This window comes from Chryseobacterium daeguense DSM 19388 (genome assembly GCF_000430825.1).
GTDB classification, from domain to species: Bacteria; Bacteroidota; Bacteroidia; order Flavobacteriales; family Weeksellaceae; genus Chryseobacterium; species Chryseobacterium daeguense.
This window is the reverse complement of the sequence record NZ_AUMT01000011.1, coordinates 30,781-53,941: the sequence shown is the minus strand read 5'-3', so window position 1 is coordinate 53,941 and position 23,161 is coordinate 30,781. Positions and strand designations below refer to the sequence as shown.

The window sequence follows — 23,161 nt, the reverse complement described above, 5'->3', positions numbered from 1 at the left end:
TCCATCAAAATTTTAACATGATAATAATTAATTCATTGTTAAGATTGAATTATATAATAAATTTCTTTCAAAAATTTGTTTTAAAAATGTATAATTTTATAAAATCTGTACACTTTCCTTGATGCTGTTCATTACGAAGATGCTTTTGGTCTGCCCTATTCCTTCTATTTCAGAAAGCTTATTGACGAAAAACTCATGGAATTCATCCATATTCGGAGCGAGGATTTTCAGCATAAAATCAAAATCCCCGCTGATGTTATAAAATTCTACCACTTCCTTCAGTTTTCCAACCTCTTCAATAAATTTTCCGGCGGTTTTTTTACTGTGAACATTCAGGGCGATCATGCAGATCACCATCATTCCTTTATTTACTTTTTTGCGGTCAACTACTGTTGTATATTCTTTGATAATCCCCAGCTTTTCCATACGTTTTATCCGTTCATGAGTGGGGGTTGGGCTGAGGTTGATACGTGATGCAATATCGCGGACACTCAGTTTAGCATCTTTTTGCAAAATACGCAGAATAGAAAGATCTTTTTCATCCGGAGTGTAGTTTTCGGCAGCCATTTGTTCTGTTTTTTAGGGTTAAATTTTATATTAAAGAGTATTTGTTCTTTTATTTTATTAATTTAAATTAATTTTGTTCCAAATTTACAATTAAATTTTTTCATACGTTCTGTTAATTATAATTTTGCAGCATATTTGAACTATATGGAAAGAAAGAATTTAATTTTAATGATAGCATCGGTGGGAACATTTGTGGAGGCTTTGGATATCGCCATTATTAACCTTACAATTCCTTCCGTTCAGCAGCAGTTCGGTATTGGGACAGAGACTGTTCAGTGGTTACAGACTTTATATGTATTATTTTTTGGTGGTTTCCTTATTATTGGGGGAAAACTCTCTGACCAGATCGGGCGAAAGAAAATTTTTCTTTTGGGATCGTTACTTTTCATGCTTACCTCTCTGGGTGCAGGTTTGTCTACCAATTTTGAAGCGCTGGCTGTTTTCCGTGCTCTGCAGGGGTTGGGAGCTGCATTCATCATGCCTTCAGCGATGTCTATTGTTACCCATACATTTAAAGAAGATCAGGAGAGGAGCCGTGCTATCGGGATTTTCAGTTCATTTGCGGCCATAGGGTCGGGCAGCGGGCTTTCACTGGGAGGGATTATCAGTACTTATCTGAGCTGGCATTGGGTGTTCCTTATTAATGTTCCCATACTTGTATTGACTTTAATTTTTGCATATCAATATCTTCCAAAAGATGAAAAAAATAAGGCTCAAAAAACAGACTTCACATCAGGGATTTTACTTGTAATAGGCCTTTTAAGCCTTACTTATGGTACCCATGAGCTTATTCATATTAAAGAAGAACCTTTTATGGTCATTGGTTCGTTGATTATGTCCGTTTTGCTGTTGGTTTTTGTTTTTTATCGTTTAAAATCTGCTTCGCAGCCATTAATTGATTTGAAATTGTTCAGACATACCTCGTTGGTTATTTCCAATCTTACATTTGTAGCGTTAGGGGCATTTTTCATAGGGTTTTTATTCCTGATTTCATTAATGCTTCAGAAAGATATGAATCACAATGCAGCTTCGGCGGGCTTGATGCTTGTTCCGTTCAGTGTAATGTCTGCATTGGTGGCAAAATTTATCCTGCCTCATGTTTCTAAAAGATTAAATTCTGTCCAAATGGGAATTTTCGGCTGGGTTTTTATGCTGTCGGGTGCTTTTTCTTTATTAATTTCAGTTTATTTTGATCATGTTTTACCTTTGGTTTTATTAGGTGCAGCTTGTATTTCAGGAATTGGGATGACGTTTTGTTTCACTGCTTTGTCGGTGCTGGCTATTCAAGATGTGAGGGCTTCCAGCTATGGTGTGGCATCAAGTTTAAGTTCTACCAGCTATTTCCTGGGTGCGGGAATCGGACTTTCATTCATGACTTTAATGAGCCAGGTTTTTCCCTCGGCGCTGGCTGTTGGAAATTTAAGTTTAATAATACTGGCGGGATATGCTGTTTTTGCTTTAGGAATGCTGTCTTATTTTATTGTTAAAAGTTTAAAATTAAAACAGTCGGAAATGGTTGTCTCTTAATTTTTAAGTGATATAAAATATATTAACTTTAGAATTGGCTGTATTTGTCGGTTCTTTTTTATTTTAGCAGAATGAAAATACAAATCATCAGTGATCTTCATCAGGAGTTTGGTTCTACCAATTTATCATTTGATAATGCGGAAGTTGTGGTGCTAGCTGGAGATGTGAACTTAGGAATAAAGGGAATAGAATGGATTAAAGCAAAAATCACACATATCCCGGTCATTTATGTTTTAGGAAATCATGAATATTACAAAGGTTCTTATCCAAAAACTTTAAACAAAATAAAAGAAGCAGCACAAGACTCTAATGTTTATGTACTGGAAAATGATTTTGTAGATATTGGAGATGTCCGTTTTCACGGCACCACTTTATGGACGGATTTCTCCATTTTCGGAGATCCCAGATATTACGGTTTTACTTGCCAGATGGGGATGAATGATTATAAACAGATAAAACGCGATCCTTCATATTCAAAAATGAGATCTATCGACATTTATAAAATACATCAATTCTCAAAAATATGGCTTCAGGAAAGTCTTGAAAGCTCAAAAGGTTTAAAAAATATTGTTGTGACGCATCATGCTCCAAGTATACAGTCTGTCCCGGAGAATTTTAAAAAAGACCCGCTCACTTCTGCCTATGCTTCTAATCTTGAAGATTTTATTATTGAGCATAAGCCTTTATATTGGATTCATGGTCATATCCATACACCTTCCAGATACAGGATAGGTGATACCGAGGTCATTTGTAACCCTCACGGATACATTGATGAGCAGTATAACGGATATCAAAAAGAGCTGATTATTAAAGTTTAAATTTCTAAAATCTGTTTAATTTTTTTAACCAAAAATTAATTTTTCGTTTTTTTTATTATTTGATGTAACAATTATTCAATGTGTGGTGTCTTATTAGGAGAAACCTAATAACTAATGAGGAAATTATTTTCATCGGTTGCTGTATTGGCAAGTCTTTTTACACTGGCTCAGGAAAAAAAAGATACGATAAAAAAAGAAAAGGAAATTGAGGCTGTTGTTTTAACGGGCAGAAAACCAACGGTAGAATCAAAAATTGACCGAACTGTTTTCAACGTGTCAAACAGCTCCATATTAGCGGGAAATACAACATGGGATGTTTTGAGAATGACGCCTTTGGTGAGTATTGATAATAATGATGCTATAAAAGCGGAAGGAGAATCGGTGACGGTTTATATTAATGACAGAAAATCCGTCTTCACAGGAAAGGAATTAAAGGAATACCTGAAAACAATCCCTGCCGACAACCTCATGAAAATAGAAGTGATCACAAGCCCGTCTTCAAGGTACGAAACTGCCGGGTCCGTAATCAATATCGTATTGAAAAAAAGAGATGACGAAGGAATTAAAGGAAGCGTAACCCTGAATAACAGACAGCAGCAAAAAAACTCACAATACACGAATCTTAATCTTAATTATCATAAAAAGAATTTTACACAGACCTTCATCGGGAGCTACAGTGATAATGCCTATCTTCAGAAAAGTGAAATTCTTACTACGTCTTATGCGGATAATTCTGTTACAAAGATCAATACACAAAGCGGCGGAAGGTCGAAAAGCCCTTCCTTTTCCTCTACTTCGGAATTTGAACTGAATGATAAAAATACAGCCGGACTTATACTGGAGTATTATCAGGGGAAATATGAAAATTCTGCCGACGCGGACGGAATTACCCATATCAATTCTGTTTTTAATAGCTCTTATACCCAGAACCAATGGGCAACAGGGCGCAACCGTACTTTGGGAACCAATCTTTTCTATAAATTTTATGATAAGGAAAAAAACAGGATTTTGGATATCAACCTGGGAACAAATTATTTCGGGCGGTCTGAAGATAATAATTTTGAAAAAAATCAGCTGGTATCCAATAATTTCATCCTATATCAGACAAGAGTGCTATCTGATAGCGAAAACAGGAATTATTATGTGAAAGTAGATTATACCCAGCCGTTGGCAAAAGATTGGGGAACGCTGGAATTGGGAGGTAAGATGGACTTTAATAATAATGTAGTACCTAATGATTTATTTGCTACCCAGATGGACGGTCTCAGCCCTCATGATGTTTTCCATTATGAGGATAATATTAACTCATTATACATTAATTATAGTAAAACATTCTTCAAGAAATTAGAGACCAGATTCGGACTTCGGTATGAGCATATTGATTATAAAATGAGACAGGATGTAGCCGGTGCAAGCAGGAAAGATTCTTACGGAGCCTTTCTTCCCAACCTGTTGCTAAAATATTCTTTCTCAGAAAAATATGATTTGAGCCTGACCTATAACAGGAACCTTTGGCGTCCGTGGTATGCAGAGTTCAATCCTTTTATGGTTCCGAACGATAATGGATTTTACAGCCGTGGAAATATGGCGTTGGAACCCAATCCAAGTCATAGGGTAAACATGAAACTCGGACTTTTTAAGAAGTATTTTATCTCGGCAAGATATATGTACACGGATCAGGATTACTGGACGAGCTATATTTTTGAAACAGACCCTGACAATCCGGAAAGAAACAGAACGATTACTCAGGAGGATAATTTCTTCGGAAAAGTGGAGAAATACTATATTTTTGCCAATACCAACCAGACTTTTTTAAAAAATAAGCTGAGCGTAAATGTCGGTTTTGGCTGGTACTATATTGACAATAGTGATTTCAATACAAGAAATAATCTTAAAGGACAAAATTATATCAATTATTGGGGCGGTTCTACGAATATTTCGTACACCAACCTTTTTAATAAAAATATCAACCTGAGCGCATGGGTGGAAATTTCTAATCAGAATAACGGAAATTCTTATGCCAACAGAACCAATGTTTTTCATAATATTTCTGTTACCAAAATTTTCCCGAAAACCCAGATGGAGGCCAGTTTGCAACTGATGAACATTTTCCAGAAACCGAATTTTGATGCGACTACCTACAACCAGACCGGTACCATCAGAAATTCTGTACAATGGGACTGGTACGGTATTTCGCTTTCATTTGTAAAACGTTTCGGGAACCAGAAAGTGAAAGAAAATACAAAAACAGATGTTGAGAAAAATGCAGGAGGAGGAAAATAAAATAGATTGTTAATTTTAAAATACAGGCGCGGAAAATTATCCGTGCTTTTTTAATTGATTTTAAATAATTGATAGTATCAAATGATATTATCATGTGTAGAGATTTTGAATACATTTTGTATTTCAAAATTAAGTGGAACGGCTTTATCTAGCTTAATAACTAATAGTATCAATAAATCTTTGTCTCACTTTGCGGTTAAATTAATGAATAAGCGAACAAATTTATAGTATAAGATGATACTACCATAAACTAAAAATAGAGTTGTGAAAAACAAAAATGCCCGAATAAATTCAGGCATTCTCGTTTTAGAAATATAAATAAGTAAAATTACTTCAATGTAAACTTCACCTTGGTTTTGATGGCATCAGAAGAGTTCCCGATCTGTGCTTCAAAATCTCCTGGTTCTGCTACCCAGTCGTGTTTTTGGGCATCGAAGAAGCTTAAAGCTGTCTTGTCTATTGTAAACGTTACTTCTTTTTGTTCGCCCGGATTTAAATAGACTTTTTCAAAACCTTTCAGCTCTTTTGAAGGTCTTTCAACAGAAGATTTTAAATCAGAAATATACAATTGCGCAACTTCTGCTCCGGCTCTTTTTCCGGTATTTTTTACCGTTACGGTGAATGTTATTTTGTCGTCCTGAGACATCGTAGTTTTATCAGCTTTTGCCTTTCCAAACTCGAAAGTAGTATAGCTCAGGCCATGCCCGAAACTGAATAAAGGCTTGATTTTTTTAGTGTCATGCCATCTGTAGCCCACAAAAATACCTTCATTATAAGTAATATTGATAGGGTTCTTCTGATCTTTTCCTTTATCTGCTGCCAATTCTGCTTTATTTCCGGGATATTCTCCCAATTGATGCGCAGAATTATCCTCTAATTTCATAGGGAAAGTAAACGGCAGTTTTCCTGAAGGATTCGCGTCACCGGCCAAGACAGAAGCAATGGAATTTCCGGCTTCAGAACCCAGATACCAGGCCTGAACAATGGTTGGAACCTCCTTGATCCAAGGCATTGCCACCGCATTTCCTGAAACAAGAACTACCGCAAGATTTTTATTGGCTTTAGCAAGAGCAGTGATTACTTTATCCTGATTGTAAGGGAGCCCGTAGCTTTTTCTGTCGTTTCCTTCGCTGTCCTGGAAGTCGGATTTATTTAGACCTCCTACAAAAATAACGTAGTCTGATTTTTTTGCAAGCTCTACCGCTTCATTAATTAATTCTGCTTCTGAACGGTCGTCTTTTAAGTTTTGCCCGGATTTTACACCGTTATACTCACCACCGATATCGCCCACATAACCTCTCGCAAACTGTACATCAGACTGTTTCCCGAATCTGGCTTTAATTCCGTCCAGAGGAAGGGTTTCATATTTCACCTTTAATGATGAAGAACCACCGCCTACCGTCATGATTTTAATGGCATTTTCACCAATTACGGCAATTTTTTTAGCTTTATTGATATCAATCGGAAGTATATTTCCCTGGTTTTTCAACAGGACAATTCCTTCTTCACCGATTTCTTTTGCAACAGCTTTATGCTCCTCGGAAGCGATATTTCCGAAAGGCTTGTTCCTGTTCATCGTGGTTTTATAAGCGAGATTCAAAAGTCTTGTCACTTTATCATCCAGCTCTTTTGTTCCTACTTTCCCGGATTTTATTAAATCTAAATAAGGTTTTGCTAAATAATAATTGTCATACGCATTTTTTGTACCCGCCGAAAGACCGTTTGTCCAGCTCCCGAATTCAAGATCCAAACCGTTGTGGATGGCCTGTTCGGTATTGTTTACAGCACCCCAGTCGGAAACTACAACGCCTTTGTATTTCCATTCGCCTTTTAAAATATCATTTAAAAGATATTGATTCTGGCTTGCATACTGGTTTTTGTACATGTCATAAGCACCCATAATGGTCCAGGAATCTCCTTCTGTAACAGCCGCTTTGAAAGGCGGAAGATAGATCTCATACAAAGCCCTGTCATCTACATTTACATTGCTGGTATGGCGGAACATTTCCTGATTATTCAATGCAAAATGCTTCACGGAAGTTGCCACGCCGTTCGATTGTACTCCTTTAATGTAAGGAACTACCATTTTAGATGTAAGATAAGGATCTTCACCCATATATTCGAAGTTTCTTCCGTTCAGTGGAGTTCTGTAAATATTTACTCCGGGTCCCAGAAGAATGTCTTTTTTTCTGTAACGTGCTTCTTCACCCAAAGCTTTACCGTAATTCCAGGACATTTTTTTGTTCCATGTCGCGGAAAGTGCTGTCAGTGCAGGATAAGCAATGATGGAGTCGTTGGTCCAGCCGGCCTGGTTCCATTCGTCCCACATTACTTCGGGGCGAACTCCGTGAGGGCCGTCCGTTGTCCAGAATTCAGGAATTCCCAATCTCGGAACACCCGGTGAGCTGAATTTTGACTGTGCATGAAGCATGGCCACTTTTTCCTCGAGTGTCATTCTGGAAAGTGCATCCTGAACGCGCTGCTCAACAGGTTTTGATTCATCTAAATAAACGGGAAGGGTAGTATTTTGAGCCATATACGAAGCAGAAATAAGGGTAAATAAACTTACGATGGCGGTTTTCTTTAACATAAAAAAGCCTTTTTGGATTGGTAACAAAAATAGCAAAAATATTTATTATCTCAAATTGAGAAAATGAAAATTTTAATGAAATAGTGATTAATAACTAATGGATTTTAAAAATTTTGATGTTTAGTAATGACTTCTCTGCTTGACTTTTTTGTTTAAACTTTTATTTAACCACAAAAAGCACAAAAGATTTTTGATATTCTATTTAAAGTTGATTATTAATCGGAAAAAAAGAAAACCTAAGTATTTAAAAATTTTTGATTTTATTTGATAGTTAATAATGCGTTTTACAAATTTCTTTTGTGCTTAATTTAAAGTTATTTTAAACAACTTTTTATATAAAAAAAACATCGTTCCAATAGCTATTGAAACGATGTCAAAAAATAAATAATATAGAATCTTTATGTCAATGGTGAATTTTACAGCATAATGGAAAAATTCACCATTGACAGTTCACTATTCACCAAAATCAGTTCCAGCCTTTAACAGCCCCGCCTTTGAAAATCTCATCTGCTTTTTTTACAACTTCATCAGACTCATAGGCTTTTACAAAATTTTTCACCTTTTCTGAGGTTTTATTGTCATGTCTTGCGACGATCACATTCACGTATGGGGAATCTTTATCTTCTTTAAAAATTCCGTTTTTCTCGGCATCCAGTCCGGCCTGAGCAGCAAAATTATTGTTAATAATAGCGATCACAACTTCTTTATCATCCAACACTCTTGGCAGCTGCGGAGCTTCAATTTCCAGGATTTTCAATTGTTTCGGGTTATCTGCAATGTCAGTTACTTTGGGTAGCAGGCCGATGCCGTCTTTCAGCTTTAATAAGCCGTTTTTCTGTAAAAGCAGTAAGAAACGCCCGCCGTTTGTAGGATCATTGGGAATCACGATTGTGCTTCCGTTCTGAAGTTCATTGATACTTTTAATTTTTTTTGAATAAGCAACGATAGGATAGACAAATGTATTTCCGACAACTGCCAGTTTATAGCCTCTCTGTTTGGATTGCTCGTTCAGATACGGTACGTGCTGAAAAGCATTGGCATCAATATCTCCATTATTTAAAGCTTCATTGGGAACCACATAATCATTGAAGGAAACCAGCTCTACATTAAGATTATATTTTTCTTTAGCTACTTTTTTGGCCACTTCGGCAATTTCCTGTTCCGGACCGGAAGTGATACCTACTTTAATGTAATTCGGATCATCTTTTTTCGATGTATTACAAGCTGTAAACAGCAATAAAACAATGGCTGCTACACCTAAAATTTTTATTTTTTTCATATAAATTATTTAAATCAATTTTAAAAAAGAGATAAAAGGCTCTAAGCAAAACTGCAAACAGCCCTTTATCAAAACTACTTCACATTCACACAAAATATTTCAAAGCTCACACTAAAACTCTCTTACTCTCAAAAATCACCGATGATCAAACCTTTTCGCGAGCCTGTCACCGGAAAACTGAATAATAAAAACGAGGGCCACCAACAATCCCAACACAAGATTCATAATCACCGCGTCATACCCAATGTATCCATATTGATATCCGATCTGTCCCAGTCCACCGGCACCCACGGCACCTCCCATCGCTGAATATCCTACGAGGGTAATCAGCGTAATGGTCGCATTATTAATCAAAGAGGGAAGCGCTTCCGGCAGCAAAACTTTCCTGATGATCTGAAAAGGGGTTGCACCTAAAGCTCTTGCCGTTTCTATCAATCCATAAGGAACTTCCAGCAGGCTGTTTTCCACCAGTCTTGCGATGAAAGGTGCGGCTCCAATGCTCAGAGGAACCAGTGCGGCATTCATTCCGATGGAGGTTCCTACCAGGCTTCTTGTGAAAGGGATCATCCAGACAATTAAAATAATGAATGGAATGGACCGGAAAATATTAACCAAAACAGATAAAATCCTATTATAAATTACATTTTCCAGCAACTGATCTTTTCTTGTTAAGAATAATAATATTCCCACAGGCAGACCCAGAACAAATCCAAAAAAACCGGATACAAAAGTCATATAAACCGTCTCCCAAACTCCCTTTGACAAAAGGGAAATTACCGTATCACTAAGCATAACCTCTTACTCTGTTTTGGATTTTATTCTGATTGAAATAATAAATGGCCTGCTGATTTTTTTCTTCCTCTCCCTTGAGCTGTAGCAGCAGTTTTCCAAAATTGGAATCACCCAGATATTCTAGATCAGCCTTTAAAAGCTTGTAAGGGATTTTATATTTATCATATATTATTGACAGCAGATCTTCAACAGATATATTTTCATTAAGTTCAACTTCTACAAGCGGAAATAATCCGTCTTGTGGTTCTTTTTGTAGTTTTTTATTCAGTTCTTGTGGCAGAGTCATAATACCGGAGTTTAAAAATTGTTTAATGACGGGATTCTCTTTGTTGGATATGATTTCGTTTAAAGTTCCCTTTGCTAAAAGTTTTCCTTTGTCGATTACCGCAACATGGTTGCAGACAGATTTAATGACTTCCATTTCGTGGGTAATCAGCAAAATTGTAATTCCCAGCCTTTGGTTGATATCCCTCAATAATTGTAAAATGGATTGTGTGGTCGCAGGATCCAGCGCGCTGGTAGCCTCATCGCAGAGAAGAAGATAAGGATCGTTGGCGAGAGCCCTTGCAATGGCTACCCTCTGTTTTTGACCGCCGGAAAGGCTTTTGGGGTAGTCATTTGCTTTTTCTTCAAGACCCACTATTTTCAGTAATTCATTAACCTTTTCATTGATTTCAGATTTGTTTATATGATCTAATTCCAATGGTAACGCAATATTTTCATACACCGTTCTTGAAGAAAGCAGGTTAAAATGTTGAAAAATCATCCCTATTTTCTTTCTTTCTTTCTTTCTTTCTTTCTTTCTTTCTTTCTTTCTTTGGCCAGCTGGCTGGAATTTAATTTTGTGAAATCTTTTCCGTTAATGATAATTTCGCCATTATCCGGTTTCTCAAGAAGGTTCACCGTTCGGATGAGTGTGCTTTTACCAGCTCCGGAAAACCCGATAATCCCTACAATATCGCCCTGGTCAATACTCAGGCTTATATTATCAAGCGCCTTAAAGGACTGCTTTTTCTGATGAAAGGTTTTTGAAATATTCTTTATCTCTATCATTTTTAAGATATGGGTTCTTGTTAAAAATAAAAAGGCTCTACAACGTGGTAGAGCCTTTAAAAATATGTCATATAAAAGTAAGGTCAACCACAGCAATATTGATGTACAGGCATACAGCAATGCATCATCATTGTATTGATGAATTGCTTTCCGGTTGAATTATTTTTAAATTCTGTTTTCATTGTAAAACTGTGTCGTGATTACGGTTGCAAATATAAGAGATAAATTTCTATTAGTCCACTAAAAAAGTAGACTTTTTTAAAATAAATTTTAACTAAATAAAATAACATGCTGATTTTTAATGATATAATTTTTGGAATAGGTGTTTTAGCGAACTCGGAAGACATTTTATTTAAAGAAAGCCGGGAGTTGGAAGAGGGAAGATAGAAGAGGAAGTTTATTGGGATTAAAAAACTGCTTCACTGTTTTGTATGACAACATCAGAAATTTAGATCTGATAGCTACTTCAAGTCTCTCACTTCCGGCTTCCTGCTAGCAATACAATGTTTCTTATCCAGAACTCAGATTATTTAATAAAATAATTATTTCCTGTCGAACTTATCATAGATCATTTAAAATTTTCTAAAGACAGTATAAATTTGCTAAAAATAAATAACAACATTATGGAAAGAACAGAAGTAGTTTTAGGACACGCAAGAGGTGAAGTTCAGCTTTTCTCAGACGAAAATAAAGCAGGGAAAATGGATATATCAGTGATCGGGAAAAAATTAACCGTTTATCACACTGAAGTTAATGATGAATATGCAGGAAAAGGTTTTGCAAAATTATTACTGGATAAACTTGTTTCTTATGCAAGGGAGAATGACCTGAAAATTCTGCCGTTGTGTTCGTATGTTCACGCTCAGTTCAAAAAACATCCTGAAGAGTATAACGATGTATGGCTGAAAGAATCATAAAGATAATTTTATAAAAATTTAAATATCAGACTGATATGGAAGCATTACAATTTTTAGTCATAGGAAAAAATCAGGAGATTCTTGACGTTTTGAAAAGAATTATTGAAAAAGAAAAGGAATGGAAAGCCGAAATTCTGAATGATGAAACGAAAGCATACGATTATCTCAAAGAAAACCATGCGGATATTGTATTGCTGAGCTCTGGCCTGGATGGTCAGTTTGAGAAAGATATTAAAGTTTTTTGCGAAAATTTGAATCAAAAAATCAAAGTAGTAGACCATTACGGAGGTGGAAGCGGACTGCTTAAAACTGAGGTTGAAAGGCGTTTTTCACCTGCTCATAAACCTGAAAATGTTTTCCATGCGGCTGAATCCAGAGGAAAAACAGATCATCAGTGGCTGTTGAGCGAAAAAACATTCAGTTTTGGTGATTATTATAATGCGGAAAACATTCAGTTTGGAGCTTTGCGCGTTCTGAATGATGATACCATGCAGCCCGGAAAAGGTTTTGGTGCACATCCTCACGATAATATGGAGATCATCAGTATCCCGCTTGAGGGAAGCCTTGAGCATAAAGATAATCTGGGTAATAAGTCCGTTATCCAAAGCGGCCAGATCCAGGTGATGAGTGCCGGAACCGGCGTGATGCACAGCGAGTTCAGTAAAAACGAAAACGGAATCGCAAAGTTCCTGCAAATCTGGGTATATCCCAATAAAAGAAACGTAGCTCCGAGGTATGATCAGATTACTTTGGATAAGACCAAAAGCAAAAACAGATTTCAGCAGATTCTGTCTCCCAATCCGGATGATGACGGTGTCTGGATTCATCAGGATGCCTGGTTCCACTTAGGGAATTTTGAAAATGATACGGAGACCCTTTATCAGATCAATAAAAAAGGAAACGGTGTCTACGCTTTTATCATAAAAGGAAGCGCCGAAATTGATGGTCAAAAATTAAATGAAAGAGATGGTTTTGGAGTCTGGAATATTTCAGATTTAAAAATTAAAGCAACATCAGATAAAACGGAAATTCTTTTAATGGAAGTTCCAATAACGATATAGTAAGAGCTCCCTTTTTTAAGGGGGCTTTTTTGCTGAAAATTTCCGCGAGCGCGAGCGTCTCACTCGTGCTTATTATCAAATAAAAATTTTATGAGGATAATAGATTTAATTTTTATGAATAAGATTTCTCAAAAATAAAATTTCTTCTTCCAGATGTTTGATCTGCTGTTGATAAAATTGTCGTTCGTTTTCAAAATTATCATCTAAAATTTTATCAGCAAATAATCCTTTTGAAGTATTATTAAAAACTTTCTTTTCATCAAAAGTCAGTAATTCCAAAGCATCCATTTCAAAAATATTTGATAACCTTTCTAATCGATCAAGATCTAACTTAGTTTTATTATTTTCAATATCAGAATAAGCACGTTGTGAAATAAAAAGTTTTCTGCGACTTCTGTTTGTGAAAATCCTTTGAGTTTTCTTATGCGTTTTATTTTTTTTGTCCTACTTGCATAATTTTCTTTATCACAAATATAAAAATGTTGAGGTATATATTCTAAAAATGCAATTTTTTTGCTGAAAATTGAAGATAAACCCCTCAAACCCTACTTGTGCAATATGAATTTTTATTTTATCTTTGCGAGAAACAATTAAAAAACAACTTATGAAAAAAGTATTATTGCTAGCAGCTTTCGGAGTTGCAGGATTATTGAGTGCTAAAAATACAGAAATAAAAACTGTTGAAGCAGAAAATGAGATTAATGTTCCAAAAAAAGAGAATAAACTTCTTCGTAGAGATATTATACGTGTTCCTACAGTTTGTGGATCAACCTATGTTACTGTTTATGATAGCTCAATAGATTCAGATGAAACCATGTATGATGAATGGGAAGAAATGAATTATAGTCTTTGTGGACATTATAGCTTCGAAAACCCCGTAACATAAATGTAAAATAATATATTGTTGTTGTTTTTATAACAACTAATGTCACTTTATAAAATATTGATTTTTAATTATTCTGATTTTATAAAGTGACAAATTTTATTTGAAAAAGCGCAATATGAAAAATATCTTAAAATTAATTTTTCTTTTTTCTGTAATTTTCATCAAAAGTCAGTCAGATGAAAATTCAGAACTTGAAATAAAATATGATTTTGTTTTTGTAAATGACACTCTTGATAAAAGTCATCCGCTTTCAGAGCAGATGACATTATTAACGAACGGAAAAAAATCAAATTATTTTAGTGAAAATTATAAAGCTAGAGCTGCTGCTTTTGGAAAACAATTAAGAGGAGCTACAAATAATGAAGTTGTTACAATAAATATGAGCGGAGTACCTGAAGCGAGGGTAAAACATTCTGTTTATAAAGACGAAAATGGTATTTTTATTTCTAATAGCTTAGGAAGAACTCTTTATACATTCAAAAGTGCAGATTTAAAAACATGGAAGATATTTAATCAGGATACTAAAAATATTCTGGGTTACAAATGCACAAAAGCAACCATAGAAATAGATAATAAAAAATATATAGCTTGGTTTACTTATGATATTCCTATTAATGACGGTCCATATAAGTTTAAAGGTCTACCTGGGCTAATATTGGAAGTTTCAGAAATTCATGAATATTTTAAATTCAGCGCGGTTTCTATTACTAAAGTAAAGCTTCCAATAGAATTTAGAAAAGGAGTATTGATAAATAAAGAGCAATATATCAATAAAAGAAATGAATACATTGCAGATCCATCACAAGGAAAAATTAATAATCCTGAATATAGAAGAAGAATAGATGAAAACAAGAAAAAATACAATAATTCTTTGGAATAAAAGTTTTGAGCTTAACTCAAATTGATTATTTATATTAGCAATTTTTTCCAAAAAAAAATGGGATATACTAAATAAAGAACACTTCAATTAATTGAAGTGTTCTTTATTTAGTTATAATAATTTTAAAATCAAAACTCAACCAGCAACCTTCAACAAATTAGCAAAATCCAAAAAAAATCCCGATTTTTGCCCTCTTCAATAATCCCCGAAATTCATGAAACTTTGTATTGCAGAAAAGCCAAGTGTTGCCAGAGATATCGCCAAAGTATTGGGTGCCACCATTCCCAAGCAGGGCTATATGGAAGGAAACGGCTATTGTGTGACATGGACTTTCGGGCATTTGTGTACCCTGAAAGAACCTCATGACTACGGTCCGCAGTACAAATCATGGAACCTTTTTCTGCTGCCAATCATTCCGCAAAGCTTTGGGATCAAATTAATTCCCAATAAAGGCGTTGAAAATCAGTTTAAAGTTATTGAAAGACTGGTAGAAGAATGTGATGAGGTCATCAACTGCGGGGATGCCGGGCAGGAGGGAGAACTCATCCAGAGATGGGTGCTGCAGAAGGCAAAATGCAACAAACCGATCCAGCGGTTGTGGATTTCATCACTTACCGAGGAAGCTATTAAAGAAGGTTTTGCAAATTTAAAGCCTGCCGAAGATTACAAAAACCTTTATTTGGCAGGAAACGCAAGGGCTATCGGAGACTGGCTGCTGGGGATTAATGCCACAAGACTTTTCACTAAAAAATTTGGTGGAAATAAAGCTGTTTTATCGATCGGAAGGGTTCAGACACCCACTTTGGCGATGCTCGTTCAGCGCCAGAAAGAAATTGATGCTTTTACCATCGAAGAATATTGGGAGCTGAAAACAAAATACCGTGATGTTATTTTCAATGCGGCGATCGACCGTTTGAAAACACTGGACAGGGCAGAGAAAGGGCTGGAATATTTAAAATTAAATCCCTTTGAAATCGTTTCTTTCGAAATTAAAGAAGGAAAAGAAAAAAATCCAAGATTATTTGACCTTACCGGACTTCAGGTGGAAGCCAACAAAAAGTATGGTTATTCAGCAGAAAATACATTAAATTATATTCAAAGCCTGTACGAAAAAAAACACGTCACCTATCCGCGTGTGGATACCACGTATCTATCGGAAAGCTTATACCCGAAAATTGAAGGAATTCTACGGAAAATGACGTTCTACCAGGAATTGGTTGCGCCTCTGCTACAGGAACCAATCCCAAAGTCAAAAGCAGTTTTTGATGATACAAAAGTTACAGATCACCATGCTATTATTCCTACCGAAGTTCCGCCGTCACAGAATTTGAGCAGGGAAGAAAAGCTGATCTACGACCTTATTGCAAAACGTTTTATTTCGGTTTTTTATCCGGAATGTAAAATCTCCAATACTCTGGTGGAAGGAAAAGTAGGAACCATCCCTTTCAAAACCAGTGGAAAACAGATTCTGGAACCGGGCTGGAGAGCGGTGTATGCAAAAGAACCCAAAGAAGAATCGACAGATAAGGAAAAAGATAAGGAAGAGGAACAGACCATCCCGGAGTTTACAGTGGGAGAAACCGGGCCACACGACCCAATGATCCATCAGGGGAAAACCTCTCCTCCGAAACCTTATACGGAAGCAACCTTACTCCGGGCTATGGAAACCGCAGGAAAGCAGGTGGATGATGAAGAACTTCGTGAAATGCTCAAAAATAATGGAATCGGAAGACCTTCCACAAGAGCAAATATCATTGAAACCCTTTTCAAACGAAAGTATATTGAAAAGAAAAGAAAAAACCTGATCGCAACCCAAACGGGAATTCAATTAATTGATACCATTGAAGACGAGTTGCTGAAAAGCCCCGAGCTTACCGGAGAATGGGAATTGAAGCTTCGTAAAATTGAAAAAGGCGAATATGAAGCCAATCATTTTAAGGAAGAGCTCATCCAGATGGTAACGGAGCTTACCAAGAAGGTGGTTTACGGAAAAGGAAAAGTCATTAATCTGGAAGAAGAAAAGCCTGAAGTCAAAGAAAAGAAAAAGCGCGAGCCCGCCACAAAAAAAGAGCTGCAGTCATGGGAAGAAACAAAATGCCCGAAATGCAGAGAACATCATCTCATGAAAGGGAAAACGGCCGTAGGATGTTCGGATTTTAAAAACTGCGGTTTTAAAGTTTCATTTGAAATCTTTGGGAAAAAATTTTCGGATAAACAGTTGATGGACTTGGTTTTAAAAGGAAAAACTTCAAAATTAAAAGGTTTCAGCTCACATCCTGAAGGTGTTACAGAAGGTGTTGTTTCGTTAGATGAAAATTTCCAGATTGTTTTAAATTAAATTTTAACGCGAATTTTAACTAATTTTTCACGAATTACAATAAGAAATATCAATAGGGGTGGGCTTTAGCCCACTTTATTTTTTAAATCTGCTAAAAAGGCTTTAGCCAAAACTTAAATTAGTGTTCATAGTTAAAAAAATTGTGAAAATTAGTATTTAACTTAGCATTATAAAATCAAAAAATGACCCCACAGAAAAAACAGCTTATCACGGACAGCTTCAACCGTTCAGAAACATTAAAATTCTACAAAGCCGAACTGCTAGAAGTAGAAACCGGTTTCATCTCCATGAAAATCCCAAAAATGGATTTAATGACCAGAAAAGCAGGAATGTTTAACGGAGCTATGATCGCTTCCCTGGTGGATGTTTCATCTGGATATGCCGCGGTAAGTCATTATGAGGAAGACTGTTATGTAGTGACTGTAGAATTAAAGGTGAATTATTTAAGACCGGCCATTGGTGATGCTCTGGTTTCTAAATCGTATGTTATAAAAGGCGGGGCAAAAATCAGTGTCGTAAGAACAGAAATTTACACGGTTGATGAAAAGGGTGAATCCGAAAGTCATGTCGCCACCTCACTGGTTACTATGATGAAAATCAAATAAAGTTATGATACATCAGTATAGTAGAATTAAAAAGTTCAAACTCCAGACTCACCCTCAAAATTCTCTCTCCAAAACTCTTAAAACGAAAATGCCTGTACTGAAAACTGCAGATAGGCATTGTTTCCTACAGGATTCCACATTCCCCAAATTCCCACGGGAAGTTTGTAGCCGGCAATGGTGAAACTTTTGGTGACCATTAAGCTCACTTCTGTGATGCCGTCTTTTTTAGCGAAAAAATTACTTTCCTCTCCGGCATGGTTTAGGGCAAATCCGTACCCGATTCTTCCGCGTACTTCCAGGTTTTGATCTTCTTTTTTATACAAAGGATATTCTGCTGAAACAAATGACGAATACTTATTTTCCGTATTGTCCTTATTTCTGTCGCGCCCAAAAACAATGGTATAAGCGCTTAACGTTAGAGGAAGTTTATCACTGATGGTATAGTACGACCTTAAATCCCAGAAACGGCCTGTTTCACGGGCATTATAATTGAAAAATTCTTTGTTGTTGTAGGTGGCGTCAGGAGAAAAATTATAGATATCCCAAAGCTCGACCGTGAGGTGTTTGTTTTTGTAACCCACGTAGTTATTAAACTCCTTGTAGGAACCGTCAACATTTCCGCCGGTCCAGAAACCTCCGTAAAAATTTTTTCCGTCCAGGTGAATATCCCCGGTATAAATTAACCCCGAAGAAACTTCAAGTCCTCTCCAAAGATGGCTGTTTCTAAACTGTAATGCAGAATGAATCTGCTGTCCGAAAAGCAAAGTTTTGCTCGTGATAATGAGTGCAATGATGAGTAATTTATTTTTTATCATAAGTGTTTATTTTTAAAAATTGGCGAAGAATATCCTGCATCCGGATTTTGACCGGATGCGGAATGTATTGAAATAAAAGAGTGTATTATTAGCTGTTAATCAAATCTTTTTCCCTGATTTTAGAACCGAATAATGCATAAGAAAGCATGAGTAATTCACAAACTACGGTAAGAATCCACGTCCATCTCCATGATCCGAACGCATCCGCCAGACCACCCTGAACCAAAGTAAATACAGCTCCTCCAAAAACTGCTGAAATGAAAACCCCGGAAGCTTTTGAGGTGTATTTATTTAATCCTCTGATGGAAAGCGTGTAGATGCAGCTCCACATGGAAGAGTGCAGAAGCCCGATTGCTACAAGGAACCAAAGGTTTTGTGTAATCATGGCAACAATGGCTAAAATGGTTGCTAAAATTGTAGTCACCGCCAGTTGGGTTTTTGCCGAAATATTGCTGAAAAAGCTTGAAACAGATCTTCCCACCAAAAATCCACCCCAATATAATGTTGAAAGAAGGGCGTGAATTCCAAGATCCATTCCACCGATAATGATGTCGGTTTTTCCGAAGAAAGTGATAGGATGCCCCGATTCCATAAGTTCAAAAGCATGAAGATTGATATTCGCCCCGATTGCCACTTCTGTCCCTACATAAAAGAAAATAGCAACAACACCAAATGCAAAATGCCTGAAAGACCAGATGCTTCTCTCCAGCTTTTCCCCGCCGGCGGCTCTTGTATTTTCAATGTCGGGAAGATGGAGCTTTTTTGTAATTAAAATTACCGTTAAAATACAGGCAATTAAAACTGATAGCGGAAGAAGCAACTGCTTGATCTCAATTTTCTCAATGGAAATTCCGCTGAACATGATCACCGTCACGAAAAATGGAGCAGAAGTAGTTCCTATGGAATTAATGGCTGTTAAAATATTCAGTCTCTGAACCGGCTGTGTGCCTTTTAATTGATAAGAAGCCGCATAAGGATTCACCACCACCTGTATCACAGCCGCAGAGGTTCCCATTAAATAAGATCCTGCCACAAAAATCAGAAATCCAAAAGGGATGACGGCATCACCCACATTGAATTTCAAATCAGGATATTCTGCCCCGAACCAAGATGAGCACAGATACATGAAAAGCCCTGAGATCATGAAGAAAAGCCCTCGCAGAATAGTATTTTTATATCCAAAAGCATTCACCCATTTGCTTCCCAATGTTCCGTTCAGCAGATAGCCTAAAAAGAAGAAGAAAGAAATAAGCGTTGTAAAAGTATTTTTTAAGCTTCCGGCATGAGACAGAAATGTAAATTTCAAGGGAGCCTGAAGCTGTTCGTTTACTGTTGTTAAAAAACCAACAATAAAATAAATAAAGGTAATAATAGCAAAAGGAAATACGCTGTTATTAGACCTTGAATCCAAGGTTTTAATTTCTGAATTTACGATCATGAGTGTTTATTTTTAAAGTGATTCTAAAACGGAGGCAACTCCCTGATTTTTAATTTGATTTGTAAAATTTAAATATAATTCAACAAAACTTTCCGAAGATTTTAGATCATAGCTTTTAAATGCAGACAGGTTTAAAAAATCCACGGCATTTTCACTGGAAATAAGAGTTTCATCATCTTTTGTAAGCCATGGTTCAGCGATTTCGTATGAATTCCCCTTGTCATCGGATTTATATTTCAGATAATGTCTGTATGAAGCCACTAAGAAAGCTGCTCTTGTAAGATCTTTATTATCGCGGATCATTTTAATGAGATTCGGCATGATGTAAACCGGGAATTTTGAAATTCCGTCAAAGCACAATCTGCTCACCTGATCACTCACACTGTGATTTGCAAATCTTTCAATCAGTGTTTGCTTATAATCTTCCAGATTTATGTTTTCAGGAGCCGGAACGTATGGAGTAATGTCTGTATCCATGAAGTTTCTGATGAATTTTACAATACTTTTATCCATCATTGCTTCATCCACTTTCCGGTAACCTTTTAAGAAAGAGGGATAAGAAAGCAGGGTATGTGAAGCATTCAAAAGGCTTAGCTTCATGTTTTCAAAAGCAGTAACATCAGCGGTAAACTGAACGACGGCTTTTTCCCAATTCGGTCTTCCGGCAATGAAGTTGTCTTCAATCACCCATTGTGTGAAGTCTTCACAGTAAACTGGCGCTTTGTCGTTGGTTCCATTTTTCTTATTTAGTCTTTCCACATCTTCCGCGGTTGTTGCAGGAGTAATTCTGTCAACCATGGAATTCGGAAATGTAACATTGCTCTTTACCCATTCGGCTAACTCGCGGTCTTGCGCTTCAATAAAAGTTGTAAAAGCTTTTTTTGCCGTATCACCGTTATGCTGAAGATTATCGCAGGAAAGAATGGTGATTCCTCCGTTTTGCTTTGATTTTCTCAGACGAAGTCCTTCCGCTATAAACCCGAAGACCGTTGACGGATTTCCCGGGTTTTCCAGATCATACTTAATTTTTTCGTCATTTAAATTAAATTCATTGGTTTCTTTATCCAGATTATAACCGCCTTCTGTAATAGTTAACGTAATAATTTTTATCGCCTTATCCGAAATTTTTTCAACGACAGCTTTCGGATCTTGAATTCCCCAGATCAGGTCAGTTAGAGAGCCGATCTTGTACACTTCGTCATTTCCGTCTCTTCCGCAAATGGTTAAGGTATAATCCAGATTCTGGGATCTCAAATTGCTTACTATTTTTTCGTCTGAAGGCAAAAGGCAGATTCCACAGATTCCCCATTGCTGCTGATTTGGATTTTCCAGCAGAAGATTAGTGTAAAATTGCTGATGGGCCCTGTGGAAATTTCCTACACCAATATGAATAATTCCCGATTGTATTGCTGAACGTTCAAAATGATAAGGTTTCATTGACATATTTGTATAATTTTAAATTAAATTTTAACGATGTCTTAAACTTATATTAATAATTTATGATAAATGATTTTTTGTTGTGAAATTGTAAATGGGAACGTTCCCAAAACTCCGGGAACGTTCCCAATTGACTATTTTTTTAGTATTTTTGATTTAAATCAGCCTTAAAAAACGCAAAAATGAAAAGAGTTACGATCAAAGATTTATCCAAATACCTGTCTCTGTCCACTTCCACCATCTCACGGGCTCTTTTAAATGATAAAAATATCAGCTCAGAAACTCAGAAAAAAGTTTTGGAAGCGGCAGAAAAACTCGGATATAAACCCAATCCCACCGCATTAAACCTGAAATACGGTAAAACAAAGAATATCGGGCTTGTAGTTCCGGAAATGATCACTCCGTTTTCATCAAAAGTCCTTCAGGGAATTCAGAATGTTCTTGCGCCTTTGGGATACAGGGTAATCATCACACAGTCGGATGAAAATCCTTTAACGGAAAGGAAAAATTTACAGCTTCTGGAAGAATTCAATGTAGACGGAATCATTATTAATCTTTGTCATGAAACCTACAATGAAGATTTGTATGAATCTATGATGAAGAAAGGGATGCCTTTTGTTTTTTTTGACAGGATTCCAGGTAAAAACATTGAAGCCACGAAAGTAATGGTGGATGACCGTATCAAGGCGTCTTTGGTGGTGGAACATCTCATCAAAACGGGTAAGAAAAAAATAGCCCACATTATGGGGCCTTCTTCGATCAGGAATGCTGCAGAAAGAGCAAACGGATACAAAAGAATTTTAGAAAAGCATAGTATTTTTAGCCCGGAACTTACGGTTCAAACTAATGGAATGTCTTTTGAGGACGGTAAAAATGCAGTTAAAAAGCTGATGGAAAACAACGTGGAATTCGACAGTATTTTGTGTTTTCAGATACGCTGGCAATCGGTGCAATGAATCATCTTCTGGAAATGGGAGTTAAAATTCCTGACCAGGTTTCTATAGCCAGCTTTTCGGGTACTGAACTGTCAACGATTGTACACCCTCAACTCACAAGCGTGGAGCAGCCCCTTGTGAAAATGGGAGAAGCAGCCGCCCGGGCAGTTTTAGAAAAAATTAATGATTATTCTTCACCATGCAGTACAATCACATTAGATGCACAGCTTGTTTACAGGGCTTCAACTTCTAAGGAAATATGAAGTAAATTTATTAGATTTATTAAATCAATCTGAGTTTGGAAAAGAAAATTAAGGATCATGGTGGGAAGCTGGAAGTAAGAGCCTGGAAGCTGCTATTAGGCCTCAATTTCTGATATTGTCGTGAAATTTAATGAAGCAGTTTTTAAAGTAAATAATCAATTACAGATTGTAAGCTTTTAACCAACAAACTTCCTTCTTTCAGGTTAAATTAAAAACCTCCACAATCTCCGAATGGAACAGCTTTTGTACGGTAAAGACCATAAACATTAAAAAATAAAACTATGAACTTAATTATCCGACTTCTCGTAACGGCAGTGGTTGCCTATCTTCTCACAACAATTTTACCCGGTGTACATTTTACAGGGTTCGCGGGAGCAATTATCTTTGCCATTGTTTTAGGGCTTTTAAACCTTATTGTAAAGCCCATTCTCAGTCTTTTCGGGTTACCTTTAACGATCATTACATTGGGATTATTTGCGTTGGTAATCAATGCATTAATTATTCTTATTGCAGATTATTTTATTGACAGCATGGTGGTTGACGGTTTCTGGTGGGCGTTGATATTCAGTATTTTGCTTTCTATTGTAACGTCTCTGGTCAACTCAATGTTTGGAGATAATGATTAAATGTAAAAATTAAATTGCATATTATTCATTCGCCAGTCGTTTTGACTGGCG

General features: G+C 36.4%; 22 protein-coding genes and 1 pseudogene. 12 read left to right on the top strand and 11 right to left on the bottom strand.

Annotation, left to right across the window (positions count from 1 at the left end):
• Window positions 1–96 precede the first annotated feature (96 nt).
• Complete coding sequence (locus tag H560_RS0113630; RefSeq protein ID WP_027380560.1) at window positions 97–567, bottom strand: Lrp/AsnC family transcriptional regulator; 471 nt, start codon at window positions 565–567, stop codon at window positions 97–99.
• Between the two features lie 144 nt (window positions 568–711).
• On the opposite strand from H560_RS0113630, the gene H560_RS0113625 reads away from it, so the two are divergent.
• The 3 genes from H560_RS0113625 to H560_RS0113615 all read left to right on the top strand — a co-directional run bounded on the left by H560_RS0113625 (window position 712) and on the right by H560_RS0113615 (window position 5,195).
• Window positions 712–2,094, top strand: coding sequence for an MFS transporter (locus H560_RS0113625; protein ID WP_034752904.1), 1,383 nt, complete (start codon window positions 712–714; stop codon window positions 2,092–2,094).
• Between the two features lie 71 nt (window positions 2,095–2,165).
• Window positions 2,166–2,912: a metallophosphoesterase gene (locus H560_RS0113620; protein WP_027380558.1), complete on the top strand. Its 747-nt coding sequence runs from the start codon at window positions 2,166–2,168 to the stop codon at window positions 2,910–2,912.
• Between the two features lie 114 nt (window positions 2,913–3,026).
• Window positions 3,027–5,195 (top strand): outer membrane beta-barrel protein, encoded by a 2,169-nt coding sequence (locus tag H560_RS0113615; RefSeq protein WP_027380557.1) that lies wholly within the window; start codon window positions 3,027–3,029, stop codon window positions 5,193–5,195.
• Window positions 5,196–5,523: 328 nt separating this feature from the next.
• Here H560_RS0113615 and H560_RS0113610 read toward each other — a convergent pair whose 3' ends face one another.
• The 5 genes from H560_RS0113610 to H560_RS23610 form a co-directional block, all read right to left on the bottom strand.
• A complete protein-coding gene (locus H560_RS0113610; RefSeq protein WP_027380556.1) occupies window positions 5,524–7,785 on the bottom strand; it encodes a glycoside hydrolase family 3 C-terminal domain-containing protein in 2,262 nt (753 codons plus the stop codon).
• 466 nt (window positions 7,786–8,251) lie between these two features.
• Window positions 8,252–9,064, bottom strand: coding sequence for a methionine ABC transporter substrate-binding lipoprotein MetQ (gene metQ, locus H560_RS0113605; RefSeq protein WP_027380555.1), 813 nt, complete (start codon window positions 9,062–9,064; stop codon window positions 8,252–8,254).
• A 135-nt stretch (window positions 9,065–9,199) separates the two neighbouring features.
• Window positions 9,200–9,856, bottom strand: coding sequence for a methionine ABC transporter permease MetI (metI, locus tag H560_RS0113600; RefSeq protein ID WP_027380554.1), 657 nt, complete (start codon window positions 9,854–9,856; stop codon window positions 9,200–9,202).
• Window positions 9,849–10,622 (bottom strand): methionine ABC transporter ATP-binding protein, encoded by a 774-nt coding sequence (locus H560_RS23615; protein WP_262486282.1) that lies wholly within the window; start codon window positions 10,620–10,622, stop codon window positions 9,849–9,851. The genes metI and H560_RS23615 overlap by 8 nt, the downstream gene beginning before the upstream one ends.
• 2 nt (window positions 10,623–10,624) lie before the next feature.
• Complete coding sequence (locus H560_RS23610) at window positions 10,625–10,909, bottom strand: ATP-binding cassette domain-containing protein (protein WP_262486281.1); 285 nt, start codon at window positions 10,907–10,909, stop codon at window positions 10,625–10,627.
• 623 nt (window positions 10,910–11,532) lie between these two features.
• Here H560_RS23610 and H560_RS0113585 point away from each other — a divergent pair.
• The gene (locus tag H560_RS0113585) at window positions 11,533–11,826 is read left to right on the top strand and encodes a GNAT family N-acetyltransferase (protein ID WP_027380553.1); all 294 of its coding nucleotides are present in this window, start codon (window positions 11,533–11,535) and stop codon (window positions 11,824–11,826) included.
• A 299-nt stretch (window positions 11,827–12,125) separates the two neighbouring features.
• On the top strand, window positions 12,126–12,887 hold the full coding sequence (locus H560_RS21635) for a pirin family protein (RefSeq protein ID WP_051289339.1): 762 nt from the start codon (window positions 12,126–12,128) through the stop codon (window positions 12,885–12,887).
• 105 nt (window positions 12,888–12,992) lie between these two features.
• Here the strand turns inward: H560_RS21635 and H560_RS22970 are convergent, their stop codons facing one another.
• Window positions 12,993–13,175 carry a hypothetical protein gene (locus H560_RS22970; RefSeq protein ID WP_027380552.1) on the bottom strand — a complete coding sequence of 61 codons (183 nt, stop codon included), beginning with the start codon at window positions 13,173–13,175 and terminating at the stop codon, window positions 12,993–12,995.
• Window positions 13,176–13,262: pseudogene (locus H560_RS23780) on the bottom strand (helix-turn-helix domain-containing protein); the annotation flags it as partial.
• Between the two features lie 229 nt (window positions 13,263–13,491).
• Between H560_RS23780 and H560_RS0113570 the strand changes: the two are divergent.
• From H560_RS0113570 to H560_RS0113555, 4 genes are all read left to right on the top strand, one after another.
• Window positions 13,492–13,773 (top strand): hypothetical protein, encoded by a 282-nt coding sequence (locus H560_RS0113570; protein WP_027380551.1) that lies wholly within the window; start codon window positions 13,492–13,494, stop codon window positions 13,771–13,773.
• Between the two features lie 115 nt (window positions 13,774–13,888).
• Complete coding sequence (locus H560_RS0113565; protein WP_027380550.1) at window positions 13,889–14,653, top strand: GLPGLI family protein; 765 nt, start codon at window positions 13,889–13,891, stop codon at window positions 14,651–14,653.
• 214 nt (window positions 14,654–14,867) lie between these two features.
• Entirely contained in the window at window positions 14,868–16,991 is a 2,124-nt protein-coding gene (locus H560_RS0113560) for a type IA DNA topoisomerase (RefSeq protein ID WP_027380549.1), read from the top strand.
• 182 nt (window positions 16,992–17,173) lie between these two features.
• Window positions 17,174–17,596, top strand: coding sequence for a PaaI family thioesterase (locus H560_RS0113555; protein ID WP_027380548.1), 423 nt, complete (start codon window positions 17,174–17,176; stop codon window positions 17,594–17,596).
• 77 nt (window positions 17,597–17,673) lie between these two features.
• Here H560_RS0113555 and H560_RS0113550 read toward each other — a convergent pair whose 3' ends face one another.
• From H560_RS0113550 to H560_RS0113540, 3 genes are all read right to left on the bottom strand, one after another.
• Window positions 17,674–18,411, bottom strand: a complete 738-nt coding sequence (locus H560_RS0113550; RefSeq protein WP_027380547.1) for a hypothetical protein — start codon at window positions 18,409–18,411, stop codon at window positions 17,674–17,676.
• A gap of 88 nt (window positions 18,412–18,499) precedes the next feature.
• Window positions 18,500–19,849 (bottom strand): MFS transporter, encoded by a 1,350-nt coding sequence (locus tag H560_RS0113545; RefSeq protein ID WP_228372479.1) that lies wholly within the window; start codon window positions 19,847–19,849, stop codon window positions 18,500–18,502.
• Window positions 19,850–19,861: 12 nt separating this feature from the next.
• Window positions 19,862–21,292 (bottom strand): mannitol dehydrogenase family protein, encoded by a 1,431-nt coding sequence (locus H560_RS0113540; RefSeq protein WP_027380545.1) that lies wholly within the window; start codon window positions 21,290–21,292, stop codon window positions 19,862–19,864.
• 176 nt (window positions 21,293–21,468) lie between these two features.
• Here H560_RS0113540 and H560_RS21630 point away from each other — a divergent pair, with 176 nt between their 5' ends.
• The 3 genes from H560_RS21630 (at window position 21,469) to H560_RS0113530 (ending at window position 23,110) form a co-directional block, all read left to right on the top strand.
• Window positions 21,469–22,242 (top strand): LacI family DNA-binding transcriptional regulator, encoded by a 774-nt coding sequence (locus H560_RS21630; RefSeq protein ID WP_228372478.1) that lies wholly within the window; start codon window positions 21,469–21,471, stop codon window positions 22,240–22,242.
• Complete coding sequence (locus H560_RS23385) at window positions 22,209–22,484, top strand: substrate-binding domain-containing protein (protein ID WP_228372477.1); 276 nt, start codon at window positions 22,209–22,211, stop codon at window positions 22,482–22,484. The genes H560_RS21630 and H560_RS23385 overlap by 34 nt, the downstream gene beginning before the upstream one ends.
• 281 nt (window positions 22,485–22,765) lie before the next feature.
• Window positions 22,766–23,110, top strand: a complete 345-nt coding sequence (locus H560_RS0113530) for a phage holin family protein (protein ID WP_027380544.1) — start codon at window positions 22,766–22,768, stop codon at window positions 23,108–23,110.
• The last annotated feature ends 51 nt before the right edge of the window (window positions 23,111–23,161 follow it).

Bases quoted from the DNA above. Each gene is read 5' to 3' on its own strand.
- H560_RS0113630 (WP_027380560.1), bottom strand. From the start codon at position 567: ATGGCTGCCGAAAACTACACTCCGGATGAAAAAGATCTTTCTATTCTG.
- H560_RS0113625 (WP_034752904.1), top strand. From the start codon at position 712: ATGGAAAGAAAGAATTTAATTTTAATGATAGCATCGGTGGGAACATTT.
- H560_RS0113620 (WP_027380558.1), top strand. From the start codon at position 2,166: ATGAAAATACAAATCATCAGTGATCTTCATCAGGAGTTTGGTTCTACC.
- H560_RS0113615 (WP_027380557.1), top strand. From the start codon at position 3,027: ATGAGGAAATTATTTTCATCGGTTGCTGTATTGGCAAGTCTTTTTACA.
- H560_RS0113610 (WP_027380556.1), bottom strand. From the start codon at position 7,785: ATGTTAAAGAAAACCGCCATCGTAAGTTTATTTACCCTTATTTCTGCT.
- metQ (WP_027380555.1), bottom strand. From the start codon at position 9,064: ATGAAAAAAATAAAAATTTTAGGTGTAGCAGCCATTGTTTTATTGCTG.
- metI (WP_027380554.1), bottom strand. From the start codon at position 9,856: ATGCTTAGTGATACGGTAATTTCCCTTTTGTCAAAGGGAGTTTGGGAG.
- H560_RS23615 (WP_262486282.1), bottom strand. From the start codon at position 10,622: ATGATTTTTCAACATTTTAACCTGCTTTCTTCAAGAACGGTGTATGAA.
- H560_RS23610 (WP_262486281.1), bottom strand. From the start codon at position 10,909: ATGATAGAGATAAAGAATATTTCAAAAACCTTTCATCAGAAAAAGCAG.
- H560_RS0113585 (WP_027380553.1), top strand. From the start codon at position 11,533: ATGGAAAGAACAGAAGTAGTTTTAGGACACGCAAGAGGTGAAGTTCAG.
- H560_RS22970 (WP_027380552.1), bottom strand. From the start codon at position 13,175: ATGGATGCTTTGGAATTACTGACTTTTGATGAAAAGAAAGTTTTTAAT.
- H560_RS0113570 (WP_027380551.1), top strand. From the start codon at position 13,492: ATGAAAAAAGTATTATTGCTAGCAGCTTTCGGAGTTGCAGGATTATTG.
- H560_RS0113565 (WP_027380550.1), top strand. From the start codon at position 13,889: ATGAAAAATATCTTAAAATTAATTTTTCTTTTTTCTGTAATTTTCATC.
- H560_RS0113560 (WP_027380549.1), top strand. From the start codon at position 14,868: ATGAAACTTTGTATTGCAGAAAAGCCAAGTGTTGCCAGAGATATCGCC.
- H560_RS0113555 (WP_027380548.1), top strand. From the start codon at position 17,174: ATGACCCCACAGAAAAAACAGCTTATCACGGACAGCTTCAACCGTTCA.
- H560_RS0113550 (WP_027380547.1), bottom strand. From the start codon at position 18,411: ATGATAAAAAATAAATTACTCATCATTGCACTCATTATCACGAGCAAA.
- H560_RS0113545 (WP_228372479.1), bottom strand. From the start codon at position 19,849: ATGATCGTAAATTCAGAAATTAAAACCTTGGATTCAAGGTCTAATAAC.
- H560_RS0113540 (WP_027380545.1), bottom strand. From the start codon at position 21,292: ATGTCAATGAAACCTTATCATTTTGAACGTTCAGCAATACAATCGGGA.
- H560_RS21630 (WP_228372478.1), top strand. From the start codon at position 21,469: ATGAAAAGAGTTACGATCAAAGATTTATCCAAATACCTGTCTCTGTCC.
- H560_RS0113530 (WP_027380544.1), top strand. From the start codon at position 22,766: ATGAACTTAATTATCCGACTTCTCGTAACGGCAGTGGTTGCCTATCTT.